The sequence below is a fragment of the Aquirufa avitistagni genome (genome assembly GCF_042715545.1).
In the GTDB taxonomy this organism is placed as follows: Bacteria; Bacteroidota; Bacteroidia; order Cytophagales; family Spirosomataceae; genus Aquirufa; species Aquirufa avitistagni.
Window position 1 is genome coordinate 323998 of the sequence record NZ_JBBKXZ010000002.1, and the last position, 24990, is coordinate 348987.

At 47.1% G+C, this 24990-nt stretch carries 1 protein-coding gene; it reads right to left on the reverse strand.

The window, feature by feature from the left end:
* Positions 1–36: 36 nt before the first annotated feature.
* A complete protein-coding gene (locus tag U0R10_RS07265) occupies positions 37–24864 on the reverse strand; it encodes a tandem-95 repeat protein (protein WP_377983296.1) in 24828 nt (8275 codons plus the stop codon).
* Positions 24865–24990: the final 126 nt, after the last annotated feature.

A 24990-nucleotide genomic window follows, 5' to 3' on the forward strand; every position in this document is an offset into this window, starting at 1 on the left:
CCAATTTGCGACTGACGACTAGCGACTAGTGACTAACTATTTTGCTAACCGATTGATATACACATACTGCCCGATATCCGGCCATTTTCCGCGGTAATCAATCACATAGTAATACGTTCCATCAGGCAATAATTGGTCATCTTCCAAGAGGCTAAATGCACGGTCCGTTTTACCGCCCCAGTCATTTTTATAGTTCTCGGTTTCATAAACCACATTGCCCCAGCGGTTAAAGATGGTCAACCTGTTTGGCTGACGCCGCAGGATTCCCGGAATGATTAAGACGTCGTTCAGCCCATCCCCGTTTGGCGAAATACCTTGCGGTGCGAAATCCGCGCAATCATCCGTATCCAAGCGGTTTTCAATACCATCTTTATCGCAATCAGGTAGCGCGCCGTAATTCACGTCATCCTCCAACTTATCCTCAATGCCATCACCATCTGAATCAATATCTTGATAATCTGGCTTGCCATCTTTATCAGTATCCACCGGATTCGTCTTGTCCGGACCCGCCTCGTACGCATCACTATATCCATCATTATCGGAATCCAAATCACGGTAATCCGGTAGGCCATCGCCGTCGGTGTCCACTGGTTTCGACGGATCTATACCCGCCTCCACAGCGTCTGGAATGCCATCATTATCGGAGTCCGTATCTTGGTAATCCGGCTTTCCATCACCATCGGTATCAATCGGTTTGTTTGGATTTGGTCCTGCCTCCACCGCATCTGGAATGCCGTCATTATCGGAATCCAAATCGATATAATCCGGCTTGCCATCACCATCCGTGTCCACTGGTTTGGTTGGGTCTTTGCCTGCCTCAACCGTATCTGAAATACCATCATTATCCGAGTCGGTATCCAAATAATCCGGCTTGCCATCGCCATCCGTATCCACCGGAATCGCTGGATCTTTACCCGCTTCTACCGCATCTGGAATGCCATCATTATCCGAGTCGGTATCCAAGTAATCTGGCTTGCCATCTTTGTCGGTATCAACCGGATTTAGCGGATCTTTACCCGCCTCCACAGCATCTGGAATTCCATCATTGTCGGAATCGGTATCTTGATAATCTGGCTTGCCGTCGCCGTCGGTGTCCACAGGCTTTAACGGATCGCTTCCAGCCTCGAGGGTATCCGGGATGCCATCATTATCCGAGTCGGTATCTAGGTAATCTGGCTTGCCGTCACCGTCTGTGTCAACGGGTTTCGTTGGGTCCTTCCCTGCCTCCACAAAATCTGGAAGACCATCATTATCCGAGTCGCTATCTTGGTAATCCGGCTTGCCATCCCCGTCTGTGTCCACTGGTTTCGACGGATCTTTACCCGCTTCCACGCTGTCTGGAATACCATCATTATCGGAGTCTGTATCCAAATAATCTGGTTTGCCATCGCCATCTGTGTCCACTGGTTTCAACGGATCTTTACCTGCTTCCACCGCATCTGGAATACCGTCATTATCGGAGTCTGTATCCAAGTAATCCGGTTTGCCATCGCCGTCCGTATCCACTGGTTTCGATGGATCTTTGCCCGCCTCTAAGCTATCTGGCAATCCGTCATTATCTGAATCCGTGTCTTGGTAATCCGGCTTGCCATCCCCATCAGTATCCACTGGATTACTTGGGTCTTTGCCTGCCTCCACGCTATCTGGAATGCCGTCATTATCTGAGTCAATATCCCGGAAGTTTGGTCGGCCATCGCTATCTGGATCAGCGCCTAATTCAACGCGATCTGGAATGCCGTCATTATCTGAATCTAAATCCAAGTAATCTGGGGTGCCGTCAGCGTCTGTATCGATCGGTAATGGATTTGCAAATTGCTTACGGTCATCGAAACCATCTCCTTGATCATCTTGCAAGTTGGTGCAGCTTGGGCAGCGATCCGCACCTTCCCAACTATCCGGAATTGTATCACCGTCGGAGTCAAGATCTAGGTAGTTTGGTGTGCCATCTTTATCCTTATCTGCCAACCCTTCGATGCCGTCAGCTAACCAGTCGCCGTCCGAATCTAGATCGCGGTAATTTGGCAACTTATCTCCATCGGGATCATTGGTCAATTCAACTGAATCTGGAATGCCGTCGCCGTCTGCATCTAAATCTAGGAAGTCTGGGGTGCCATCTTTATCTGTATCAGGTATTTCCAACGCACCTGTTCCCTCAACACAATCGCCGATTCCGTTTCCATTCGTATCGATCATTGCACAATCCACAATTCCGTCTGCATTCGCATCGGTAGCGGCGCGGAATTTGGCATTTCCTTCGGCGCTATCTAAAATACCGTCGCCGTCGGAATCTTTATCGAGGTAGTTTGGAATACCATCGCCATCCATATCGCCGATGTACTCGATTTTATCTGGTATACCGTCATTATCGGAATCTAAGTCTAAATAATCCGCATCGCCATCGCCATCTGAATCGCGATTTTTCTCGTAGCTATCATTAATACCGTCGCCATCTGAATCTTCATCCAAGTAGTTTGGAATACCATCCCCATCAAAATCTTGACATGTCGGACCACCACCGAAACACTCGAAGCTATTCGAGATACCATCGGAGTCGCAATCCGCATTTTGGAAGAATTTGTATTGCGGGGTTCCTATAGCTGGCACCGCTCCGACGATACCACCCACGCAGAAATCCAATGGACTTGGATCCGTTCCATTTGGATTGCCATCGCCATCGCAATCGTATGTAGTCCAAACAGACGTTGCGTTCGCGATCACTTGACTGGCCGGATTATAACTACATCCGCTCGTTGGATCCGTGCCATCCGTGCGCTCTACGGCATTGGTCACGCCGTCGCCGTCGCAATCATTTGCCAACCACGCTGCAGAAGGAACGAGTCTTTGATTCGCTGCATTCAAGCTACATGCATCTGCAGGATCGGTGCCATCAATTGCTTCTTGGCCATTGCTCACGCCGTCGCCATCGCAATCGGCTGCAGGGTTTGATGGATCGCAAACCTCAATGGTCACAGTCGCCGTCGCACATACGTTGGTCGCCGTGTTACACACTTGATAGATCAAGGTTACCCGTCCGCCTTCATTGGCTGCTGGCACATAGGTCATCACACCTGTGAGTGCATTAAACGTGGCGGTACCGGTTGCCGTTCCACCTGCTGCGCGCGTGATGCTAATCGATGCACCAGGTAGGAAATCATCGTTGGTCAGGATGTTGCCTGAGATGATTCCGGTCGGGCCCGACTGCAACATGTCATTTGTCGCGACAGGCGTTAATTTATTTGGGTCGGTCGCATTTGGATTACCGTCTCCGTCACAGTCTGCGGCGAGCCACGCTGCGGAAGGTGTCAATGTCTGATGGGCGATCACAAACGCACAAGGATCCGTTGGGCTTGTCCCATCTGCACGTTCCATCGCATCGGATACGCCATCTCCATCGGAATCTAAATCACGGAAATCAGGAATTCCGTCTCCATCCGCATCGGTCACAGTTGATCCGGCACCCTGTTCGTTGGCATCCAAAATTCCATCCCCATCTGAATCTACATCGCGGTAATCTGGTAGGCCATCGCGGTCCGTATCTGCGGTTCCTTCGATCGCGTCACGCAATCCGTCATTATCGGAATCAAGATCTCTATAATCCGGTGTGCTATCGCCATCCGTATCGCGCGTACCTTCCACGGAATCTGGAATACCATCGCCGTCAGAATCCGTATCGCGGTAATTTGGAGTACCATCGCCATCTGTATCAATAACCCCTTCCACACTATCTGGAATGCCGTCGTTGTCAGAATCTGTTTCGCGGTAATCTGGGATGTTATCTCCATCCGTGTCGCGCGGTACATTGCCGTTTGGTCCTCTTTCAACGCTATCCAAAAGACCATCACCATCGGAATCTGTATCGTATGGATCTAGGCCGCCGGTGCCGTCGGTGTTCGGTGCGGTATATCCGCCGTTTGCATCAACAGGCACCCCGTTAGCATCTACAGCTCCATCGACGATCCCGTCGCCATTGAAATCTAGTCCATTTGCTTCCCGGACATCTTTGATGCCGTCGCCATCAGAGTCTAAGTCATAGCGGTTCGGTGTCCCATCGCCGTCGGTATCGCAACTAACCGAAGAAGGTGAACAAGCTGCATTTTCAACGCTATCTAAAATACCATCATTATCTACATCTAAGTCTGAACTGTCTATAACACCATCGATATCAAAGTCTAACGGACAACCAGCTAGGGTGACAGAACCAGGCGTTAGTCGACAAACATCGGCGCCATCCAATACGCTATCCTCATCCGAATCCGTATCACGGAAATCTGCATTTCCATCACCGTCTGTATCTACTGGCGTTGCGCCCGATCCTTTTTCATTGGCATCCGTCACGCCATCCCCATCGGAATCTACATCAAGGTAGTCTGGATTCGCGTCGCCGTCTGTATTCGTTACCCCTTCGATCAAATCGGAAATGCCATCCCCATCGGAATCTGGATCCAGGTAATTTGGAATGGTGTCTCCGTCTGGATCACCGCGCAATTCGGTTGCGTCAGGTATACCGTCTGCGTCAGAATCGAGATCACGGAAGTTTGGAATGCCATCGCCATCGGTATCTACCGTTCCTTCAATCGCATCTGTAATACCATCACCGTCGGAATCTAGATCTTTATAATCTGGCGTGTTGTCATTATCGGTATCAATGGTTCCCTCGGTACGGTCTGGAATACCGTCGCCATCCGAATCTGGATCTAGGTAATCTGGTAATGCGTCATTATCCGTATTTACGGTCCCTTCAATCGCGTCAGTAATGCCGTCGCCATCCGAATCAAGGTCGCGGAAATTTGCAATCCCATCGCCATCTGCATCGGCACTACCTTCCGTCGCATCTGGAATGCCGTCTGCGTCGGAATCAAGATCTAAGTAATCCGGAACCGCATCACCATCTGTATCGCGCGTTCCTTCGATTAAATCGGAGATGCCGTCACCGTCGGAATCTGGATCGCGGTAGTTTGGCAACGCATCAGCATCTGAGTTCGTTGTCCCTTCAATCCGATCTAAAATTCCATCGTTATCGGAATCTACATCGCGGTAATCTGGGATGGTATCTCCATCCGTATCCACTGCGCTGAGCACGGTTGCGGAATCTACTTTGCCGTCGTCATTTGCATCGGTACCATTGGCTTCAATGACATCTTTTATACCGTCGCCGTCTGAATCCAAATCAAGGTAATCTGCCGTTCCGTCTCCATCCGAATCGCGGGTTCCTTCTACGGAATCAGGTAAGCCATCGCCGTCTGAATCCAGATCTAAGTAGTTCGGCGTTCCGTCGCCATCGCTGTCGGTCAAGCCTTCGATACGATCAGAAATTCCGTCGCCGTCTGAGTCCGTATCGTAAGGATTTGATCCGCCGGTATTATCTGTATTAGGTGGTGTTAATCCGGTACCTGCAGTTGCTGGAATACCACTGGTATCCACCGCTCCATCTGCTTCTCCATCCGAATTTGCATCCGTTCCTCCAGCTTCAATCACGTCTGAAATACCATCGTTATCTGAGTCGCGGTCAAGTCGATTTGGAATGCCATCGCCATCGGTATCACACGTGGTAGATACCGGATTACAAGCCGCATTTTCAATGCTATCTAAAATACCGTCATTATCGTCATCCAAGTCATTTACGTCATCGTAGCTATCCGCATCAAAGTCGGCCGGACAACCCGTCGGGCTAGCTCCCACCACCAGCGGACATTGATCGGTGGCGTCGAGAACGCCGTCGCCATCGCTGTCTAAGTCTAAATAATTTGCCGATCCATCGCCATCGGTATCTGCCGTACCTTCTGCAGCATCTGGTTTCCCGTCGCCGTCGGAATCGAGGTCGCGGAAGTTTGGAATCGTATCGCCATCCGTGTCGATATTTCCTTCCGTGATATCTGGAATGCCATCATTATCCGAGTCTAAATCGCGGTAATCTGGCACGCCATCGCCATCCGTATCCACGGTACCTTCGATTACGTCGGAAATACCATCATTGTCGGAATCTGTATCTCTGTAATCCGGGGTGCCATCGCCATCGGAATCTAGTGGGCGGCTTGGGTCAATACCTTTTTCTGTCGCATCCGGAATGCCGTCAGCGTCGGAATCGAGGTCACGGAAATTTGGAATCGTGTCGCCGTCTGTGTCGATGTTTCCTTCCACGCTATCAGGAAGTCCGTCGCCGTCCGAGTCTAAATCCTTGTAATCAGGTGTGCCATCGCGATCTGTGTCAACGGTTCCTTCGATTGCGTCAGAAATACCGTCGCCATCGGAGTCCAAATCTAGGTAGTTTGGCGTGCCATCGCCATCCGTATCTATGGTTCCTTCGATTGCGTCTGAAATGCCATCGCCATCTGAATCTAAATCACGGTAATTTGGCAAGCCATCGCCATCAGGATTAGCTGCCCCTTCAATGGCATCAGAAATACCATCGGCATCGGAATCCAAATCTAAATAATCAGGAATGATATCGCTATCCGTATTACGGGTACCTTCGGTCGCGTCATCAATGCCGTCTCCATCTGAATCTAAATCTCGGTAGTTTGGCGTTCCGTCCCCATCGGTATCCACAGTCCCTTCAGTAGCATCTAGAATCCCATCACCGTCTGAATCTAAATCGCGGTAATTTGGAATGCCATCCCCGTCGATGTCCGAAGTTCCTTCTACAGAATCAGCAATACCGTCACCATCTGAATCCGTATCATATGGATTCGATGCACCGGTTCCATCGGTATTAGGTGGGGTTAGTCCGCCATTTGCTGCCACTGGAATACCTTGGGCATTCACGCCACCCGTAATTTTTCCACTAGTATGTGTTCCTCCAGCTTCCTCAGCATCAAAAATTCCGTCGCCATCGGAATCCAAATCTAGGTAGTTTGCTGTTCCGTCACCATCTGTATCACACAAGGTGGTAGATCCGCCACAAACCGCATTTTCTACGGAGTCTAAAATTCCGTCATTATCAGAATCCAGATCTTTGTAATCTGGAATACCATCGACATCCGTATCTGGGGCTGCGCCACTACCTTTTTCAATCGCGTCTGGAATGCCGTCGACGTCTGTATCGAAGGTTACGGTTAAGGTTAGTCGGCCAACATCCGTGCCGCCAACCCCATCACTTACAGTATAATCGATTGCAGGTAAGGTTCCTGCGTAATCGAGTACCGGAGTAAACGAATAGGTACCATCTGCATTGATCACAACCGTACCGATATTCGCTAAGGTAGCGGTGGTTCCGGCTGGATACACGGTTCCACTAATGGTAAAATTCGTGATGCTTAACGTGGCATTTTCGACATCGGTATCATTCAAAATGACGGATCCCGTTTTGGTTTCATTCACCTCAGAGGTAACGGTATCATCAGTTGCCACCGGCGCATCGTTAACTGCTGTAACAACCAAATCAATTGATCCATCGGTCGTAACTGTGCCATCCGAAACGGTATAGAAAATAGGCGGAACGATGCCATTGTAATTTGCCGCAGGAGTAAATGTAAAGGTTCCGTTGTCATTCACACGGATAGTCCCTACCCCTGACATTGTCGCTGTTTGGCCCGCATTGTAGCTGACACCACCCACCTTAAAGCTCGTGATGCTGATCGGATCACTTTCCGGATCTGAGTCATTCGCCAATACATTTCCACTTATCGGCGTGTCTTCCGGCGTTGTCACGGTTTCGTTCACCACGACTGGAGCGTCGTTCGTACTTTGCATCGTGATGGTCAAGGTACTTGTGGACGTACCACCCGTCCCATCCGTCGCCGTATAAGTAATCACTGGAATTGAGCCACTGTAACCTGTTGCACCTGTAAATGAATATGAACCGTCCGCGTTTAAGACAATGGTTCCTTTACCTGGAATAATCACAATCGATCCTGGCGTATATGTGGTTCCACTAATCGTGAATTGCGTCACCGTTAATGTGCCTGCTTCTGGGTCGGAATCATTGGTCAATACGTTACCCGTTTCAGTCGTAGATTCCGCAACCGTTTTCGTATCGGCTACTAAGATCGGCGGGTCATTGACTGGTGTTACGGCCAAATTCAATTCAGCCGTATCCGTTGCTCCGCTCGCATCTGCTGCGGTGTAGGTTATCGTAGGAACAGGACCGTTGTAATTCAAGGCTGGCGTGAACGTAAATGTTCCGTCGGCATTCATGAGTAAACTTCCCTTTCCTGGAATCTCATTCGCTTGACCCAGCGTAAATGGACCGGTCACTCCTGCAACGCTAAACTGCGTCACGGTGATCGGATTGCCGTCTGGATCGGAGTCATTACTCAAGACGTTGCCTGTAATTGGGGTGTCTTCAGGTGTGCTGATGTTGTCGTCGTTCACGGCAATCGGGCCATCATTGACGGCAGTTACCGTAAAGTTCAAGGCGCCTACATCCGTTCCTCCGGCACCGTCGGTGATGGTATATTCGATCGAAGGAACCGTTCCGTTATAGTTGGCAAACGGCGTAAACGTATACGTTCCATCAGCATTTAATCGGAGTGTTCCCACATTCGGGATAGTCGCTGTGCTTCCTGCTGGGTATGAGGTGGTGCCAATTTTAAATGAAACGACCGTGATGATATCGGCTTGGTTGACATCTGAATCATTCGTTAAAACAGAGCCGGTCGACGGGGTGTCTTCGTTCAAGGTCACCGAATCGTCAGTAGCTACTGGATTCGCATTACCTGGTTCCACAGTGATCAGGAGCTGACCTACATCGGTCAATGTTCCATCGCTCAGGGTATAATCAATCGCTGGGACTGAACCGGAATAGGTAGACAATGGCGTGAAGGTATAGGTTCCGTTGGTATTGATAACGATAGTTCCTACGCCCGTAATCGTTTGTACGGTCGACCCTGCTGAATAGGTGGTTCCATTAACCGTGAAGTTGGTAATGCTTAGCGTCGTATTACTGTCTGGGTCGGAATCGTTTGAAATTAGGTTGCCAGACGCAATCGCATTTTTCGAAATGGTATTCAAATCATCCGTCGCCACAGGCGCTTCGTTCACATCCGTCACCGTCATGATGAATGTTCCGGTGGCGGTTGCCCCGTTGCCATCCGAAAGCGTATACGTGACCGTTGGGACCGTACCCACATAACTCGCAATCGGCGTAAACGTATACGTTCCATCTGCATTGACCACCAAGGTTCCAATGCCCGGAAGATTGGCCGTCGTGCCGGCTGGATAGGTCACGCCGTTGATGGCGAATTGCGTTAAGGTCAATGTATTCCCGTCGGCATCCGTATCCGCACCCGTCAGGATATCGCCTGATTTTGCGCTGCCTTGTGGCGTCGTATCGGTATCGTTGCTGGCTACTGGCGCGTCATTGACTGGCGTCACCGTTAGGCTTAAGGTGGCCGTGCTGGTTGCTGATCCATCGCTCAGGGTATACGTCGCGACTGGTACCGTTCCGTTATAATTGGCGTCAGGCGTGAATGTATACGTTCCATCAGAATTTATCACCAGGGTACCCACCCCTGAAATAGTGGCTGTTTGGCCTGGATTGAACGTTCCGCTAACCCCCGTAACCGTGAATTGCGAAATGCTAAGTGCTGTTCCTTCCGGATCGGTATCGTTGGTTTTCACGTTACCTGAAATCGCGGCATCTTCGGGGCCCGACTTCACATCGTTCACGGCCAAAGGTGCATCGTTTACTGCGGCAATCGTAATCACTAAATCTCCGGTGTCCGTATAACCCGCCGTATCTGTAACCATATACGAGATGGTTGGCACCGTGCCGTTGTAATTCGCCAAAGGCGTGAAGGTATAAGTTCCGTCCGCACGTACAATAATTGTTCCTACATTCGGAATGGTGGCGGTAGTTCCGGCTGGATAGGTTGCTCCGCCCACGGTAAATTGGGTTACTGATAGCACAGAGCCTGCATCAACATCGCTATCATTTGACAATACGTTTCCGTTAACGGGATTGTCCTCATTGGCGGTCCCTGTATCATCTGTCGCAACAGGCGGTTGGTCCACTGGTGCCACATAAATAGTAAGTGTCGCGGTATCCGTACCGCCGTTTCCGTCGCTTAGTGTATAGGTTACAACTGGTGCTGTTCCGCGGAAAGCGGCATCTGGAACGAAGGTATAGGTGCCGTTGGCATTAATCGTATAGGTTCCAGTTCCGGCGATTACAAAAGGTGTGCCCACCACAAATGGTCCAGTTTGTCCGGCAATGGTAAAGCCTGAAATCGTGAGCGCGTCAACGTCAACATCGGTGTCGTTTGGTAAGAGTCCGCCAGTTGCTGTTACCCCTTGAAGAACTGTAATTTCATCATTTGCTGCTTCCGGCGCATCGTTGACATTCGTCACCGAAATCGTTAACGTAGCGGTGGTGGTTAGGCCATTTGGGTCTTTGGCGGTGTAGGTAATCGGCGGAGCGGTGCCTACATAATTATCGATCGGCGAGAAGGTATAGGTGCCGTCTGCGCGCAGGATAATTGTTCCCACTCCTGGGATGGTTTGGGCCGTTGTGCTTGCCGCATAGCTGACGCCGTTCACTGTGAATTGCGTCACCGTTAATGCGTCGCCGTCCACATCGGTGTCATTTCCGAGTACCGTTCCGTTTTTAGGCGTAAACTCAGGTGTCGTGTCGGTATCATTTGCGGCTGTTGGCGCATCATTCACCGCCGTAATCGTCAAGGCCAAATCTGCCGTGGCCGTCGTCGTTCCATCCGAAACGATATAGGTGGCAACTGGAACGGCACCGGTATAATTGGCATCCGGCGTGAACGTAAATGTTCCGTCCGCATTGATGCGTAGCGTTCCTTTTCCTGGAATGGTGGCGGTACTCCCGGCTGTAAATGTGCCCGAAACGCCTGCTACGACGAACTGCGAAACGGTCAACGTAGTTCCTTCCACATCGCTGTCGTTGGTTAAAACATTACCAGTAATCGCCGCATCTTCTGGACCGGAGAAGGCATCGTTTACAGCAGCCGGCGCGTCGTTGACTGGGGTAATTGAAATCGTCAATGTTCCGGTATCACTTCCTCCTTCGCCATCGGAAATGGTATACGTGATGACTGGAACGGCACCTGCGTAATTCGCGAGTGGCGTAAAGGTATAGGTTCCGTCAGCGTTCAAGGTTAAAGTCCCCACGCCTGGAATCGTTTGCGCGGTCGCACCGGCTGGGTAGGTATAGGTGGTTCCGCCTACGACAAAGCTGAATTGCGTCACGACTAAATTCGCCAAAGGCGTATCTGCATCGGTGTCGTTTGTCAATACACTTCCGGTTGCCGGTGTATCTTCATTAGTCGTTTTCAAATCAGCCACCGCATCTGGATTTTCGTTCGGAATTGGGGTGACGTTAATGTCTATCAAACCGGTATCTGTCAGCGTTCCATCGGAAACGGTGTAGATCACATCCGGCACGGCGCCGAAATATCCGCTCACGGGGGTGAACGTGAACGTACCATCTGCATTCACCACGATCGTCCCCACACTTGGAATCAAGTGCGATGTTCCGGCAGGGTAGTCAACCCCGGAAATGGTGTATTTTACAACGCTGAGGGCATTATTTTCGGGATCTGAGTCGTTGGTTAATACGTTACCTGAAATCGGGCTGTCTTGTTGGGTCGTAGCAATATCATCAGTCGCCAGCGGGGCCTCGTTGACATCAGCAACGGTGACGGTTAGCGTTCCGCTCACCGACGAGCCATTGCCGTCAGACACGCTATACGTGACAACAGGCACGGCGCCGGAATAGCTGGCGATTGGGGTGAAAGTGTAGGTACCATCCGCATTCACAACCATGGTTCCTTTGCCTGGAATGGTCACTAGGTCGCCTGGGTTGTAGCTAACTCCGCCGATGGTAAATTGGGTAATGGATAGTGTATTTCCGTCGGGATCGCTGTCATTTGTGAGGACGTTACCGGTGGCGTTCGAACCTTGATTGACCGTTTGGGTTTCATTCGCAACAACGGGCGCATCGTTCACCCCTGTTACTGTAATAAACAAATCTCCTGTATCCGTACCGCCGTTTCCATCGGTTGCTGTGTAAGCAATGGTAGGAACTGTACCAAAGTAATTGGCCGCCGGTGTAAACGTATAGGTTCCGTTGGCCCGAACCACAATCGTACCCACATTGGCAATGGTCGCCGTTGCGCCTGGCGCATATTGCGTGCCGCCCACGGTGAAATTCGTCACCGTGATCGCTGATCCGCCAGAGCCGGAGTCATTGGTCAACACGGATCCGTTGATCGGTGTATCTTCGGTCGTGGAGGCGATGTCATCAGCGACTGTTGGCGTATTATTCATGATCAATCGCGCCACGGCTGAGGTCAAATTCCCGCAGACATAGTCGGACTGGATAATATTCAATCGATACCGATATTCGCGCATCAAAATCGTCGCAGCACTAAGCGTCAATGTCGTGGTAGTCGCACCTGAATACGTGGCATTATTGGTGATATTGGTCCATGTTCCACCACCATTGGTACTTAGTTGCCATTGATATGTCGTCGTTCCGGATCCTGGAGTTACGGTAGCCGAATAGCTTAAATTAACCGCACTAGGACTAGTCGTAATATCGATTGGTTGGGTGGTAATGACGGTTGCGCGTCCAGCACTCAATACATTTGGACTTGTGCTGGTGTAGTTGGCCCCCGTCACTTTTCCTGTGCCATCCACCGTAGCTGGATTGCCGTTTCCAAAATAGCCATTTCCGTCAGTTCCGGATGCAGTTGAAGAGGCATAGGCTTCGTTGGCATCCGCGCAACCATCCCCGTCGGAGTCTAGGTCGAGGCTGTTTGGTATTCCGTCGCCATCGAAGTCTGGGCAGCCAATCGGCGTTATTGAAATATCATCAATGGAGAAATCATTGCCACTGGCATTAACGGAAACATTCTTTAAAATAAATGATACCGTTTGATTGCTTGTTGACGTATAATCCACCGTGGTCAATTTCCAGCCTAATGAATTTTGTGGGCCTGTATTGGCCGATGCTAAAACTACGTTTCCAGAAGAAACCACCTCAGCAGCTAATTGATAATCATTGGCTGCGGAAGCCGCTTGATGCCAGAACGAAATCCTATATTTTGCCCCTCTGAGCAAATCAATGTTTTCCCGATAAAAAGTACCAATTGTTGTACTTCCATTTACAGCTAAATAAGCATCCGTCGATGTTCCAGTTGTATGGCCAGGATATCTCCAAAAGTTTGCAGCCGGATGGTATGCCGTTCCTTGATTGACAATCGCATATTGGGCAGCGCCAGAATTAGACCCCGAGTATACATATCCTCCAGTAACTGTGGTATTTGCTGTGTTTCTTGGGGCTGCTGCCGTTCCAAACGTACCATTCGATTCATTGATGTTCAACTGGTTTACAGGGCATTCAGCGGTATCTAAAATACCATCGTTATCATCATCTACGTCATCCACATCTGCCACACCATCAAAATCTGAATCTAAACATGCTTTACTTGCGGCATCGATTGCCCGTGCATATTGGTATGTTCGCGCATAAAGCCCACTTCCAGGCGTTGTTTCAATGGCATCGGCAAAACCATTCGTACCATAAGAGCCTGAAACGGTCGATTCTGTCAGTGTTGAAACGGTTTTTGCCTCCACAGCATCGAAACAGCCATCGCCGTCGGAATCTAAATCGCGTATGTTAGGAACGCCATCGCCATCGGTATCACATACGGGAGCAAGAGGTAAATTTGAGAACGTCCACGTGGCTGTATTTCCCGCATAAGCTGGAGATGTTAAATACGAATTAGTCGTATTATACGCACTGGAAACGTTCTGCTGATCCCATCTGCCAGTCAACATAAAACCACCCGTATTGGTTGAATTATTATCTATCACATAAGTGTTGACCCCATTTGTTAGTAGCATGGCATCCGCAAATACATAGGTTGCGGACGTTGATGCCGTAGGCGCAATTCGAACAGTAACGGTGTTTGCTGTGCTTGGTTGAATGTTGGTCGCAACTAATTTCCAATTTGAAATGGAGTTGAACGAAAAGGCATTCGGAGCCACCCCATTTGTTCGTTGGTCTAACAGGACATCTTGACTGCTTAAGCCAGTAATATTCACAGGAACATTTGAAGCAATATACCCGGAAGGGTAATTATAGGTATACAAGGTATACGCAGGAGAAGCGCATTCTACGGTATCCAACACGCCATCGTTATCATCATCTAGATCATACACATCAGCAACGCCGTCTGAATCTGTATCTATACATGCTTTTACGTTCGCATTTAAGGCAAATTCGTAACTATAGGTACTTTTGTAAACGCCAGATCCTGCTGTGGTTTCCAATCCATCCGCAAAGCCATTCGCGCCCCAAGATGCTGGAATAGTTGTGGCTGTCAGTTTATCACCACTTGCTACTCCAGAGGTAGAAACCGCCGTTGTCCCTGCCTCCACGGCATCACTACATCCGTCGCCATCTGAATCCAAATCCCGACTATTTATAATTCCATCTCCATCTGTATCACACGTAGTAGACGATTGCGTGCCAATAAATACATTGTCAACCCCGAAATCATCACTCGTAGCCGAGAAACCAAAACTTAAGGTATTCGAATTACTTAGCACTGATTTTGGAACCTTAACAATAAGTTTTGTGGTAGGCACATTATTGGACACAATGTTTACACTTGAAACATTGACTGATGCGCCATTTTTAGCCACTACACTTGCAGTCGTTCCTCCACTCGGATTGCTTATGGTAGCATAAATCGTGTTGTTTAAAATCACATCCATGGATGCGGTAGTTGCACTTGTTATATCCCAACCATATCCATTGGTGTTAAAATCAAAACTTACATCTACCGTACTTACTTCTGCATTGATAACAGGCCTACCAAAAGTTTGCGTAAGCAAATCGTTCGATACATTTTCAGCAGAATTCCATAGAAATCCAGGAGCATAATGCACCCAGTTAGCACTCCCCGTCCAACCCGTTTTATTTGTGTCGAATGTACCGTTTACTAAAATATTCGTAACGTTAGACGGGCATTCTACTAAATCGAGTACTCCGTCATTATCATCATCTAGGTCTACTAAATCTGGAACCCCATCTGAATCGGTATCTCGACAAGCACTTACGGTCGCATCGGTCGCAAATGAGTAGGAATAGGTCCCCGAATAGATACCGCTTTCAGAAGGGCTTTCAATCGGATTCGCAAAACCATTATCACCATAAGGGCCGGCTGCAACCGCATTGGCAACACTGGTAGTTACATTTACACCATTTACTTTATTTGTCACCGAGCCAGCGTTCAATGTGCCGATAACTCCGGCGTCTTTTGCATCAGGGCAATTATCTCCATCCGAATCTAAATCTAAGCGATTCGGAATTCCATCGCCGTCAGTATCTAGGTCTTGACAAACTAATGAAGCCGTATTATTGCCATCAGATAGCACTAGATTCGTGAAGGTAATCGGCGAAACGGCTGAAACGACTAATTTATAGGCTGAGTTTACACCTTGGAATCCTGCCATTTGTGCACCATTTATGCTTGCCGTTACATACCCCGTCGCGGAGATATCAATACGGTATTCATCATTGGCAGCGGACGAATTACTAAATGTCCAGGCACTCGGGAAATATCCGTAATCAGTTGCCCCGGCTGGGTAGAATTTATATGATCCGTCATTCCAGTTCGTTGGTGTTCTGGCTGCATTAACAGGAATAAGACCAAACATCGCGGTACCGGTTGTTGGGCTTAGGCGCCTGAACGACATCGAAATCGGTAAGGTGAAATTTTGATCGGAATACGATGAAATCCAAGATCCCGAAGTAGCTGAAGTTAAGGAATTCGTTGTTCTTGCCGTAACTGCGCTGCCACCAAATGTGATTCTGGAAATATCCATTCCGACACTTTGGCAATTTGCTTGCTCGGATATGTCTAAAATTCCGTCGTTATCATCATCGATATCCAATAAATCCCCTAAGCCGTCATTATCCGAATCTAAACATGCGTTTAGCGTAGACGATATCGCAAATCTATAGACATAGGTTCCGTTGTAAATACCATTATCGGTAACCGTTTCTAGCGCATCGGCAAATCCATTTAAACCGTATGGACTTGCCACAACTCCTGGTGCCGTTGTGGTGTTCGAGGACGTTCCTGCTTCTTTGGCATCGGAACATCCATCCCCATCGGAATCTAAATCCAGGTGATTGAGTTTGCCATCCGTGTCGGGATCACTTACGCAAGTCGCTTTGGGATACATGCTTGCCTGATAGTTTGTTGGCAAAACAAGACTCAACTCGGTCACCCCTCCATAAAAGGAAACACCCGCGACTCCGGTGATGCGGAAAAGGCCATACTTAACGGTCGGGTTCAGGGTATTGGAAACAGTAAAGGATCCTGCTGCCGCAGTTGAACTTACAGGACCAGATAAATCCACCCAAGTAGCTCCATTATCTAAGCTTCCTTGTAATTTAAAGGTATTACTTGCGCCATTCGAAATGGCCCAGTTCTCCAAATCCATTTTCACGCCGCTAATGGCAATCGGACCTACGACATTTGGGGTGATTCTAAAAATGTCTTTATTTACCCAGTTGATACTTGGATTGAATGCTGAAAAGGTGCTAGAATTATTATCTAATGCCCGGCTAGGTATGTTGTTATTATAAATATCTAAGTCCGTAGTCAGACTGGCCGGAATATTAGCCTCAAGGGTAGAAGTAAAACAAGTAGGCGATTCGATAGCATCCAAAATTCCATCGTTATCATCATCCACATCAAAGATGTCTTTTACGCCGTCAGTATCCGTATCGGTACAGGTATTGAATACAGCGTTATTCGCATAATAGTATGTATAAACACCTGTATATTGCCCATTTTCTGAAGTTTCAAGTGCATCTGCAAAACCATTGGCACCATAGTCGCCATTGGCAATTGTATTCGCCACGCCAGTCGTTGTCGTATTTGAACTACCTACTTTATTGATAATGCTTCCTGAATTTAACGTACCGGTAACGCTGGCTTCATTAGCATCTGGACAACCATCGCCATCCGAATCTAGATCTAAGTGATTCGGGATTCCGTCCCCATCGGTATCAACGGTACAGCTGACCTTTTGGTTAAGACTCGCTTGGTAATTGGCAGGCATCACTAGACTCATTTCATGCACGCCACCATAAAAGGATACCCCAGCTACACCGATGATACGGAATAAACCATATTTTACCGTTGGATTTAGGTTATTGGTAATGGTAAATGTAGACGTTCCAGTCGAAGCTACTGCGCCAGATAAATCAGTCCAGGTCGCCCCATTATCTCCACTACCTTGTAATTTAAACGTATTGGCTGTTGAACTAGAAAGCGCCCAATTGAATAAATCCAACTTCACGCCACTAATGGCGATATTACCTAGCACATTAGGTTTAAATCTAAACAGCTCTTTATTCACCCAATTTATAGATGGATTAAATGCAGAATAAGTGGTGAGATCGTTATCTGATGCTCTGGTGATCACATTACCATTGTAAATAGCAATTTCAGTGCTTAAAACAGTAACGGAACTTGCTTCGGTCGCGGTACTAAAACATGTTGGAGATTCAATCGCATCTAATACACCGTCGTTATCATCATCTAAATCCAAAATGTCGCGTACACTATCCCCATCTGAGTCTGCACATGCGTTGATATTCCTATTTATAGCATAACTTAAATAAGTAGAAGAATAATTTACTGTTCCTGTAGAGGACCTTTCATAGTCATTCAACAAGCCATTTTGATTGGCATCTGTTCCTGTTGGAAAAATAGAGGTACTCGTTGCTGTGATTGAACTTCCAGCTTCTATCGCATCGCTACAACCATCACCATCGGAATCTAAATCTAAATAGTTCGGTTTGCCATCATTATCCATATCTGGACAGGTCGTGATTTCTGGATTGGCCGGGTTAGTTAATCTGACATCCGTAAACTGCATGGTTGTCAATCCCGAAACTGCAAATTTGTATGAGGCAAAAGCACCTTGAAAAGCACGAACTTGTATCCCATTAATTCGAACCGTCACAAAACCGGTTGACGAAATATCGATGCTGTATTCGTCACTTGGCGAAGTGGCTTGCGTGAAATTCCAAGAGGCACCAAAGTACCCATTCACATCTGCGCCCAGAAAGTAAAATTTATATCCTGTATCAGACCAACTACTCGGAGTTAAGGTTGCGTTTGATGGAACTAAACCTATCATGGCAGTATTGCCAGAAACGGGGCGTTTGAACTTTAGTGAAATAGGTAAAGAAAAATTCTCATTCGAATAGGAGGATAGCCAGCTGTTCGTATTGGACGAAGTAATGGTAGTAGCAGTACGCCCAGTAACAGCGGTTCCTGAAAATGGTATGGTGGTAATACTTTTGCCCGTGTAAACACAATCTGCTTGCTCGACAGTATCCAGCACACCATCATTATCGTCGTCTATATCAAATACATCTGTAATGCCGTCACTATCAGAATCGGTACATGCATTAACCGCTGGATTAAGGGCATAATTTACATAGGAAGAAGTATAAGAAGTAAGCCCGCTTTCAGAAGTGGCTTCTAATCCATCCGCTAAACCGTTAGCTCCGTATGGTCCATTCGCTTGGGCAAAATTGACAGATGGAGTGCTTGTCAAAGTGCCATTAACTAGATTTCGAATGGTCCCGGCATTAAGCGTTCCTGTTACGCCCGATTCTCTGGCATCAGGACATCCATCTCCATCACTTTCTAAATCTAGCCCGTTTGGAATACCATCTCCATCTAAATCGCAATTAACAGGATTTACTACGCCATAATCGCCCGAAACAAAGGTTTGTCCGATTACCGCCTGTCCTATTTGGAACGTATTAGTCGAATTTGTATTTAAATTAACCGTATTAAAGAAACCATTGCGTAAACGCATTTCTTCCAGAACACCATTAGACGTTCTTTTTCCATAAAGCGTCACCGCGCCATTTCTATCGATATAAAGTCTGGCCAAAGGCGAGGCCTGATTTCCTGCAATATCCCAAACGGCACCGTAGGTGGTACCATCCAAAAACTCAACGAGCGAATTCGAATAATTGGGTGCAAAGAATTCTAACTCTGATGGATTAACAATGTGATTGCCATTGATACGTACGTTGAACGAATTGTCCAATGACCAAATATTAACAACCAAGCCATCCGGAGCTGCCGGGAATGTTTGTTGGGCCGATGACCCATTGCTCACAGTAAAACTTCGCGCATCATAGATTAACCTATTGATATCAAATGGCGCACATTCTTGGGTATCTAAAATTCCGTCATTGTCATCGTCTAAATCCACCAAATCTGTAACAGTGTCTCCATCGGTATCTGCACAAGCATTGATACTTGCCAAGCGCGCATTGGTAAAATTGACCGCAGTACCATAAATTCCATTATCGGCAACAGTCTCTAGGTTATCGGCAAAACCATTCGTGCCGTAATTACCTGCTGCTATGGCATTAGCGACTCCGGCAGTTGTAACATTCGATCCATTCACCCGATTGATGACATCCCCCGTCGTTAGAGTTCCAGCCACCCCCGATTCTCTGGCATCGGTACATCCGTCGCCATCGCTATCTAAATCTAATCTGTTAGGTATACCATCTCCATCCGTATCTGAATCGATACAACTCCTTTCGGTAAAATAGGCTTCTTGAATCCAGCCTGAAACAGTGCCTTTATTTGTGGTGCCAAAAATTCGGTACCGCGAATACGCGTTAAAGTTACTTGCTAAATTAAATTTATATGAATTGGTGGATCCACTTTTAGGAGTAGAAGTGGCGAAAGTTTGATTTGTAGCTAGGTCGTTCCAAGCATAACCATCCCAACCTTGAATACTATATCTGCCTGATCCTAATGGGGTTGTATTAGCTTGAGCTGTAAGCTCAATGAGGCTTAAAATTTTAGGCGCCGGAAGATTAAATTGAAAAATCGTTTGATTTAAAAATTCACCACTTGCATTAGAATTGGAGTAGGCAATTACGCTTTCCGAATCATCCAATAAATTAGCTAGGGTGACGGCACCATTAAATAGCCAACTAACTGTTGAAGAAACCGTGACACCTGTTTTAGGCATGATGCTCAAAGAGCAATTAATTTCTAGGCCGTCTAAAACTCCGTCATTGTCGTCATCAATATCAATGACATCTTTTACACCATCGCCATCCGAATCCGAACACGCATTAACTAAACCATCTACTGCGTAAACAGCATACTTTAGCGCATAATTGATAGTTCCCGCAGATGCTCCTTCCACCGTATCACTTAGTCCATTCGAATTGGCATCATTCGTTGGGCTCACAAACTGAAACTGAAAATTCGCTGTGGTGCTAGTCGTCGCTCCGGCCTCAGCGGCGTCACTACACCCATCTCCGTCGGAATCCAAATCTTGGTGGTTCAGCCTACCATCTGAATCGGTATCATTTGTACAAACAGATTTGGGATTTGCGCTAGGTTGATAGGTCGGCAAGGTTTCAAAATACACTTCATTGGAATATCCATTTGCATTTACTCCACCTCCAGAAGCCCAATAAATTCGGTAATACAGGTATTTTCCACTATTTGACGTGACTGAAAATGTATTCGCATTAATCGTACCAGCAACACCGGGAACTGACGTAACTGCTGCATATCCTGAGCCTAAATTGGTCCACGCCGCATTGTCATTCGACCCTTGCAATTCAATGGTCGTTCCTGTGTTAAAATGTGTATTCGCGTTTACATATCCGAGATAAATGGTTTTCAGTTCAACGGGCATTGGCATTTTAAATGCATATACCGTTCTAGCTGCAGTAGTGGAGGCGTTGAAATTTACGGCATAACTTCCGCCGCCGGTCCCATTGTCTCCATCAACTAATTTATTCGGGCTTTTATAGGTCGCACTCATGGATAGACCTGTGGAAACCTCAACGTCGTTGCGGGCACCCGATAACCATTCGCTTGCCTCGTAAAAACAACTTGGAGACTCAAAAGCATCTAATACGCCGTCGTTGTCATCGTCTATGTCCACCACATCTGGGATGTTATCCTGGTCTAAATCGGCGCAGGCTGCATAGTTTTTAGATGTAGCAAATATATAGTTATAGCTTCCCGTGTATACACCACTTTCCGATGATGTTTCCACAGAATTACCAAATCCATTAGGGCCAAAAGTGGCCGAGGCAGAAGTAATCGTATTAATAACCGCGTTCTGAAGGGTCGTTGTGGTTGTTCCAGAAGTGATCGTTGCGCCAACTAAATTTACGGCCTGCCCTGAGGTTAATAAAGCAGTAGATATGCCAGCTTCTAATGCATCAGCGCAACCGTCGCCATCCGAGTCTAAATCCAGGCGATTCGGAACTCCGTCCCCATCGGTATCCATGTCTATGGCGCCACATAAGGCTCTAAATTCTCCCAGGAACATATTATAGGCCGCATTTACTGTTTGGCCAACCGTGCTAACTTGGTTAAGGCTATTCTCGCTAATATCATACCAGCCATTAAGTATATTTAATTTTAACTTGGTTACATTTTTAAAGGTACGTGGGAAATAAAATACCTGCGCACCGGGTAGTGATCCACTGCCGTTGGGTTGCGAAGTTGTATAAACTCCTGTCGTAAATACTTGACCATTATTAAAGGTTATTTCGACGGTGAAATCTTTAGGTGGCGCATCGCCCCCGCCATAGTTATTTGCATCTGGCGCCCATAATACAACCCCGCCTAAGTTGGCACGGGAAGCCAATGTATATTCAATAAAACCAGACGTCAACGGCTCCTTCAATAACCATGAATCAGCTAATGTTGAGGGGGCGGTAACTGTCGCTGAAAGTCCAGAACCAAAAAAACCAGAACCATCAATGGTATAACTTGCTGTATTTCCACCATATACCGGACTTGAGGTGGCAGAGGCAGGTGTAATTAAAACTGAACTCCCACAATCCTGAGATTCAGCCGAATCTAATATTCCATCATTATCATCATCCATGTCATTAACATCGCCCACGCCATCGCTATCCGAATCCAAACATCCGTTAAGCGCCGCATCTACTGCAAAGGACCCATAAGTTGACGCATAATTAATTGTTCCTGCAGTTGCTCCTTCTTTTGAATCAATTAATCCATTATTATTCGCATCATTCGTTGGGCTCACAAAGGAGAATTGGAAGTTGGCCGTATTACTCGTCGTCGCCCCTGCTTCCAATGCATCACTACAGCCATCAGCATCTGAATCGGCATCCAAATGATTTAACTTGCCATCCGCATCCGTGTCATTTGTACAAGAGACTTTCGGATTTAAGCTGGCTTGATAAGTTGGCGGGGTTTCAAAATACACTTCATTCGCATAACCACTCGCATTAATTCCTCCTCCAGAAACCCAATAAATTCGGTAGTACATGTACTTGCCGGAATTTTGCGTTACGGTAAACGTATTCGCATTAATGGTTCCTGTTACACCGGGAACGGCGGTGACAACACCATAGGTGTTTCCGCTTAATACGGTCCATGAAGAATTATCATTTGAGCCTTCGAGACGCAATAAAGTATTTGCATTAAAGTGGGTATTCGCATTCACATAGCCAACATAAATGGTTTTCAGCTCCACGGGCATGGGCATGCTGAACGAATAAACAGGTCGGGCGGCCGCTGTTGTCGCGTTAAAAATAACGGCATAGCTCGACCCTCCTACCCCATTATCCCCGTCCACTAAGTTGTTGGGGGAATTATAAGAGGCATTCATCGCTAAGGGTGTAGAAACCCGAATGCTTGATCGTGCAGCTGATAGCCATTCACCTGATGTATAAAAACAAAATGGAGATTCCGTGGCATCTAAAACCCCATCATTATCATCGTCAATATCTGAAACGTCTTTGATCCCATCTCCATCCGTATCCGCACAAACAGTAAAGCTGTTATTTAGCGCATATAGGCTATAATTATTTGGATAATTTATAACTCCGTTATCCGCAACCGTTTCGACACCGTTTGCGAGTCCATTTGTTCCGTAGGGGCCTGCGGCAATCGCGCCGGGTAGTGTATTGGTAGAGGTAACGGCTCCACTAATGCCATTTTTCACGGAACCTGGACTTAAGGTACCCGAAACACCTGATTCTGTGGCATCAGGACAGCCGTCGCCATCTGAATCTAGGTCAAGGTGGTTGAAAACGCCATCATTATCCGTATCACAATTAAGCGAAGTCGACGCATTATAAACGTCATTAAAAATCGTGGCGATTTTATTCTGATTGGTTGGATACCAAGGTGCCCCCTGTGTTATGGTGCCGTCCACAAACCAAGCAACAAAACGATTTTTATCTGTTGTCCCCGGCAATTGCTTCATCCCTGCAAGGGCGGATCCACTAACCGTAGGAGAATAAAATAGGATGTCACTAACAGCAACATTCACCATCGGGAAATAATTGTTCCCCACCAACGAAGCGGTAGAAATTAGATTTGCATAACTGTTTTGCTGATTCAAAGGAAAGACTTCATTTGATGCTGCATTTGAACCCGACAATCGATAATTTGTACCAAATACGGTATTCAATAGATTGACCAATCCATTTTGGTTACCAGCCACGCAACAGTTGTCAGATTGTATGATAAACGATTTACTAGTTTTGTTTTGAATCGCTGTAGTTAAGGCTGCCCAATGATTTGGATGAATGGCATTAAATGCTGCTCCACCAAAAATTACCATGTCGTAGCCATCGTAGAAACCTGCTGGAACCGTTGCTGATTCAATAATATTAGACTCTACGATAGTGGCTCCGGGCGCCTTATTGTTATTGAACTCATTAAATAAGCTCGACCGCATGGTAGAGAAATCTTCATTGGACCCGGCAAATAAAATATTATTCGGCTTTGTTATGCATTCTGCTGCATCTAAAATTCCGTCGTTATCGTCGTCAATGTCTATTAAATCAGATACACTATCTCCATCTGAATCCACTCCAGTACAGGTATTCAAATTAGCGGATAAAGTATAATTTGAATACGAGGAAGTGTAGTTTAGGATTCCACTTTCTGCTACAGTTTCAATCCCGTCTGCTAATCCATTTGCACCATACGAATTAGCAAGGCCTGCAACTGCACCGGTAGTACTCGTTGTCGTTGTAACAACTCCACCGTTAGCCCCATTTTTTACATCTCCATTACGTAAGGTTCCAGGAACGCCTGATTCTCTAGCGTCAGGACAAGCGTCCCCATCAGCATCAAGATCTAAATGGTTAGGCAGGCCATCGTTGTCAGTATCACAAACTTCATATAACGCATCAGAAGAAACAGACACACTGGCATTTTGCATGGGAGATGCTACGCCCGTATTCTGAAATTGTAAATCCTGGCTTGTGGCCGATGCGGTAAAAGTGATGAAACGCGTTTCCCAGGCACAACCTAAGCTAGGTCTATATTGATCAATGACTGTCGTGCCTAATTTAACCGTTATTTGGCCTAATGCAGCTGTGGCAGCAAATTGGGCATAATACACTTTCAGCATATACGTTTTGCCGACCACCAAATTAGTGAGTGTGGTTTTAAATGCTTCTTGTGTATTGGAATAAAAGTTTACCCAAGATGTGTGGCCATTAGGTGCGGCTGGCGCAACACCTGAACAACCGCTAATCCAACCGCCGTAAATAGATGATGCAGTCGTGGCGATGTCAGGAGAAGAATTCGAAATAGTCCAGCCTGATGGAACTGTAAACTCTCTAACACCAGCAATCGTATTCGTTGCGGGCAAAGCAATACTTGATTTACAATATTCATCTGTATCTGGAATACCGTCATTATCATCATCTAAATCGATTGAATTAATGATTCCGTCCCCGTCAAAATCACCAGAAGGTGCCGTGTTCTGAGCGAACGCAGCTGGACTAAAATTTAATATAAGTACAAGTGCAAGCAAGACCTGCGCAAGCGCAAAACGAAACGTTGTTTGGGAAACGTCCTTCATACGGGGCATACATTTTTAAAACTATGTGGCGCGCGCAGAACCCAGTAAATGGAAATTACGGCAAACAAAGAAATAAAAATGAGACAGGGAGATATGTCAAGAAAAATGCCCGATACAGAAGTTGGA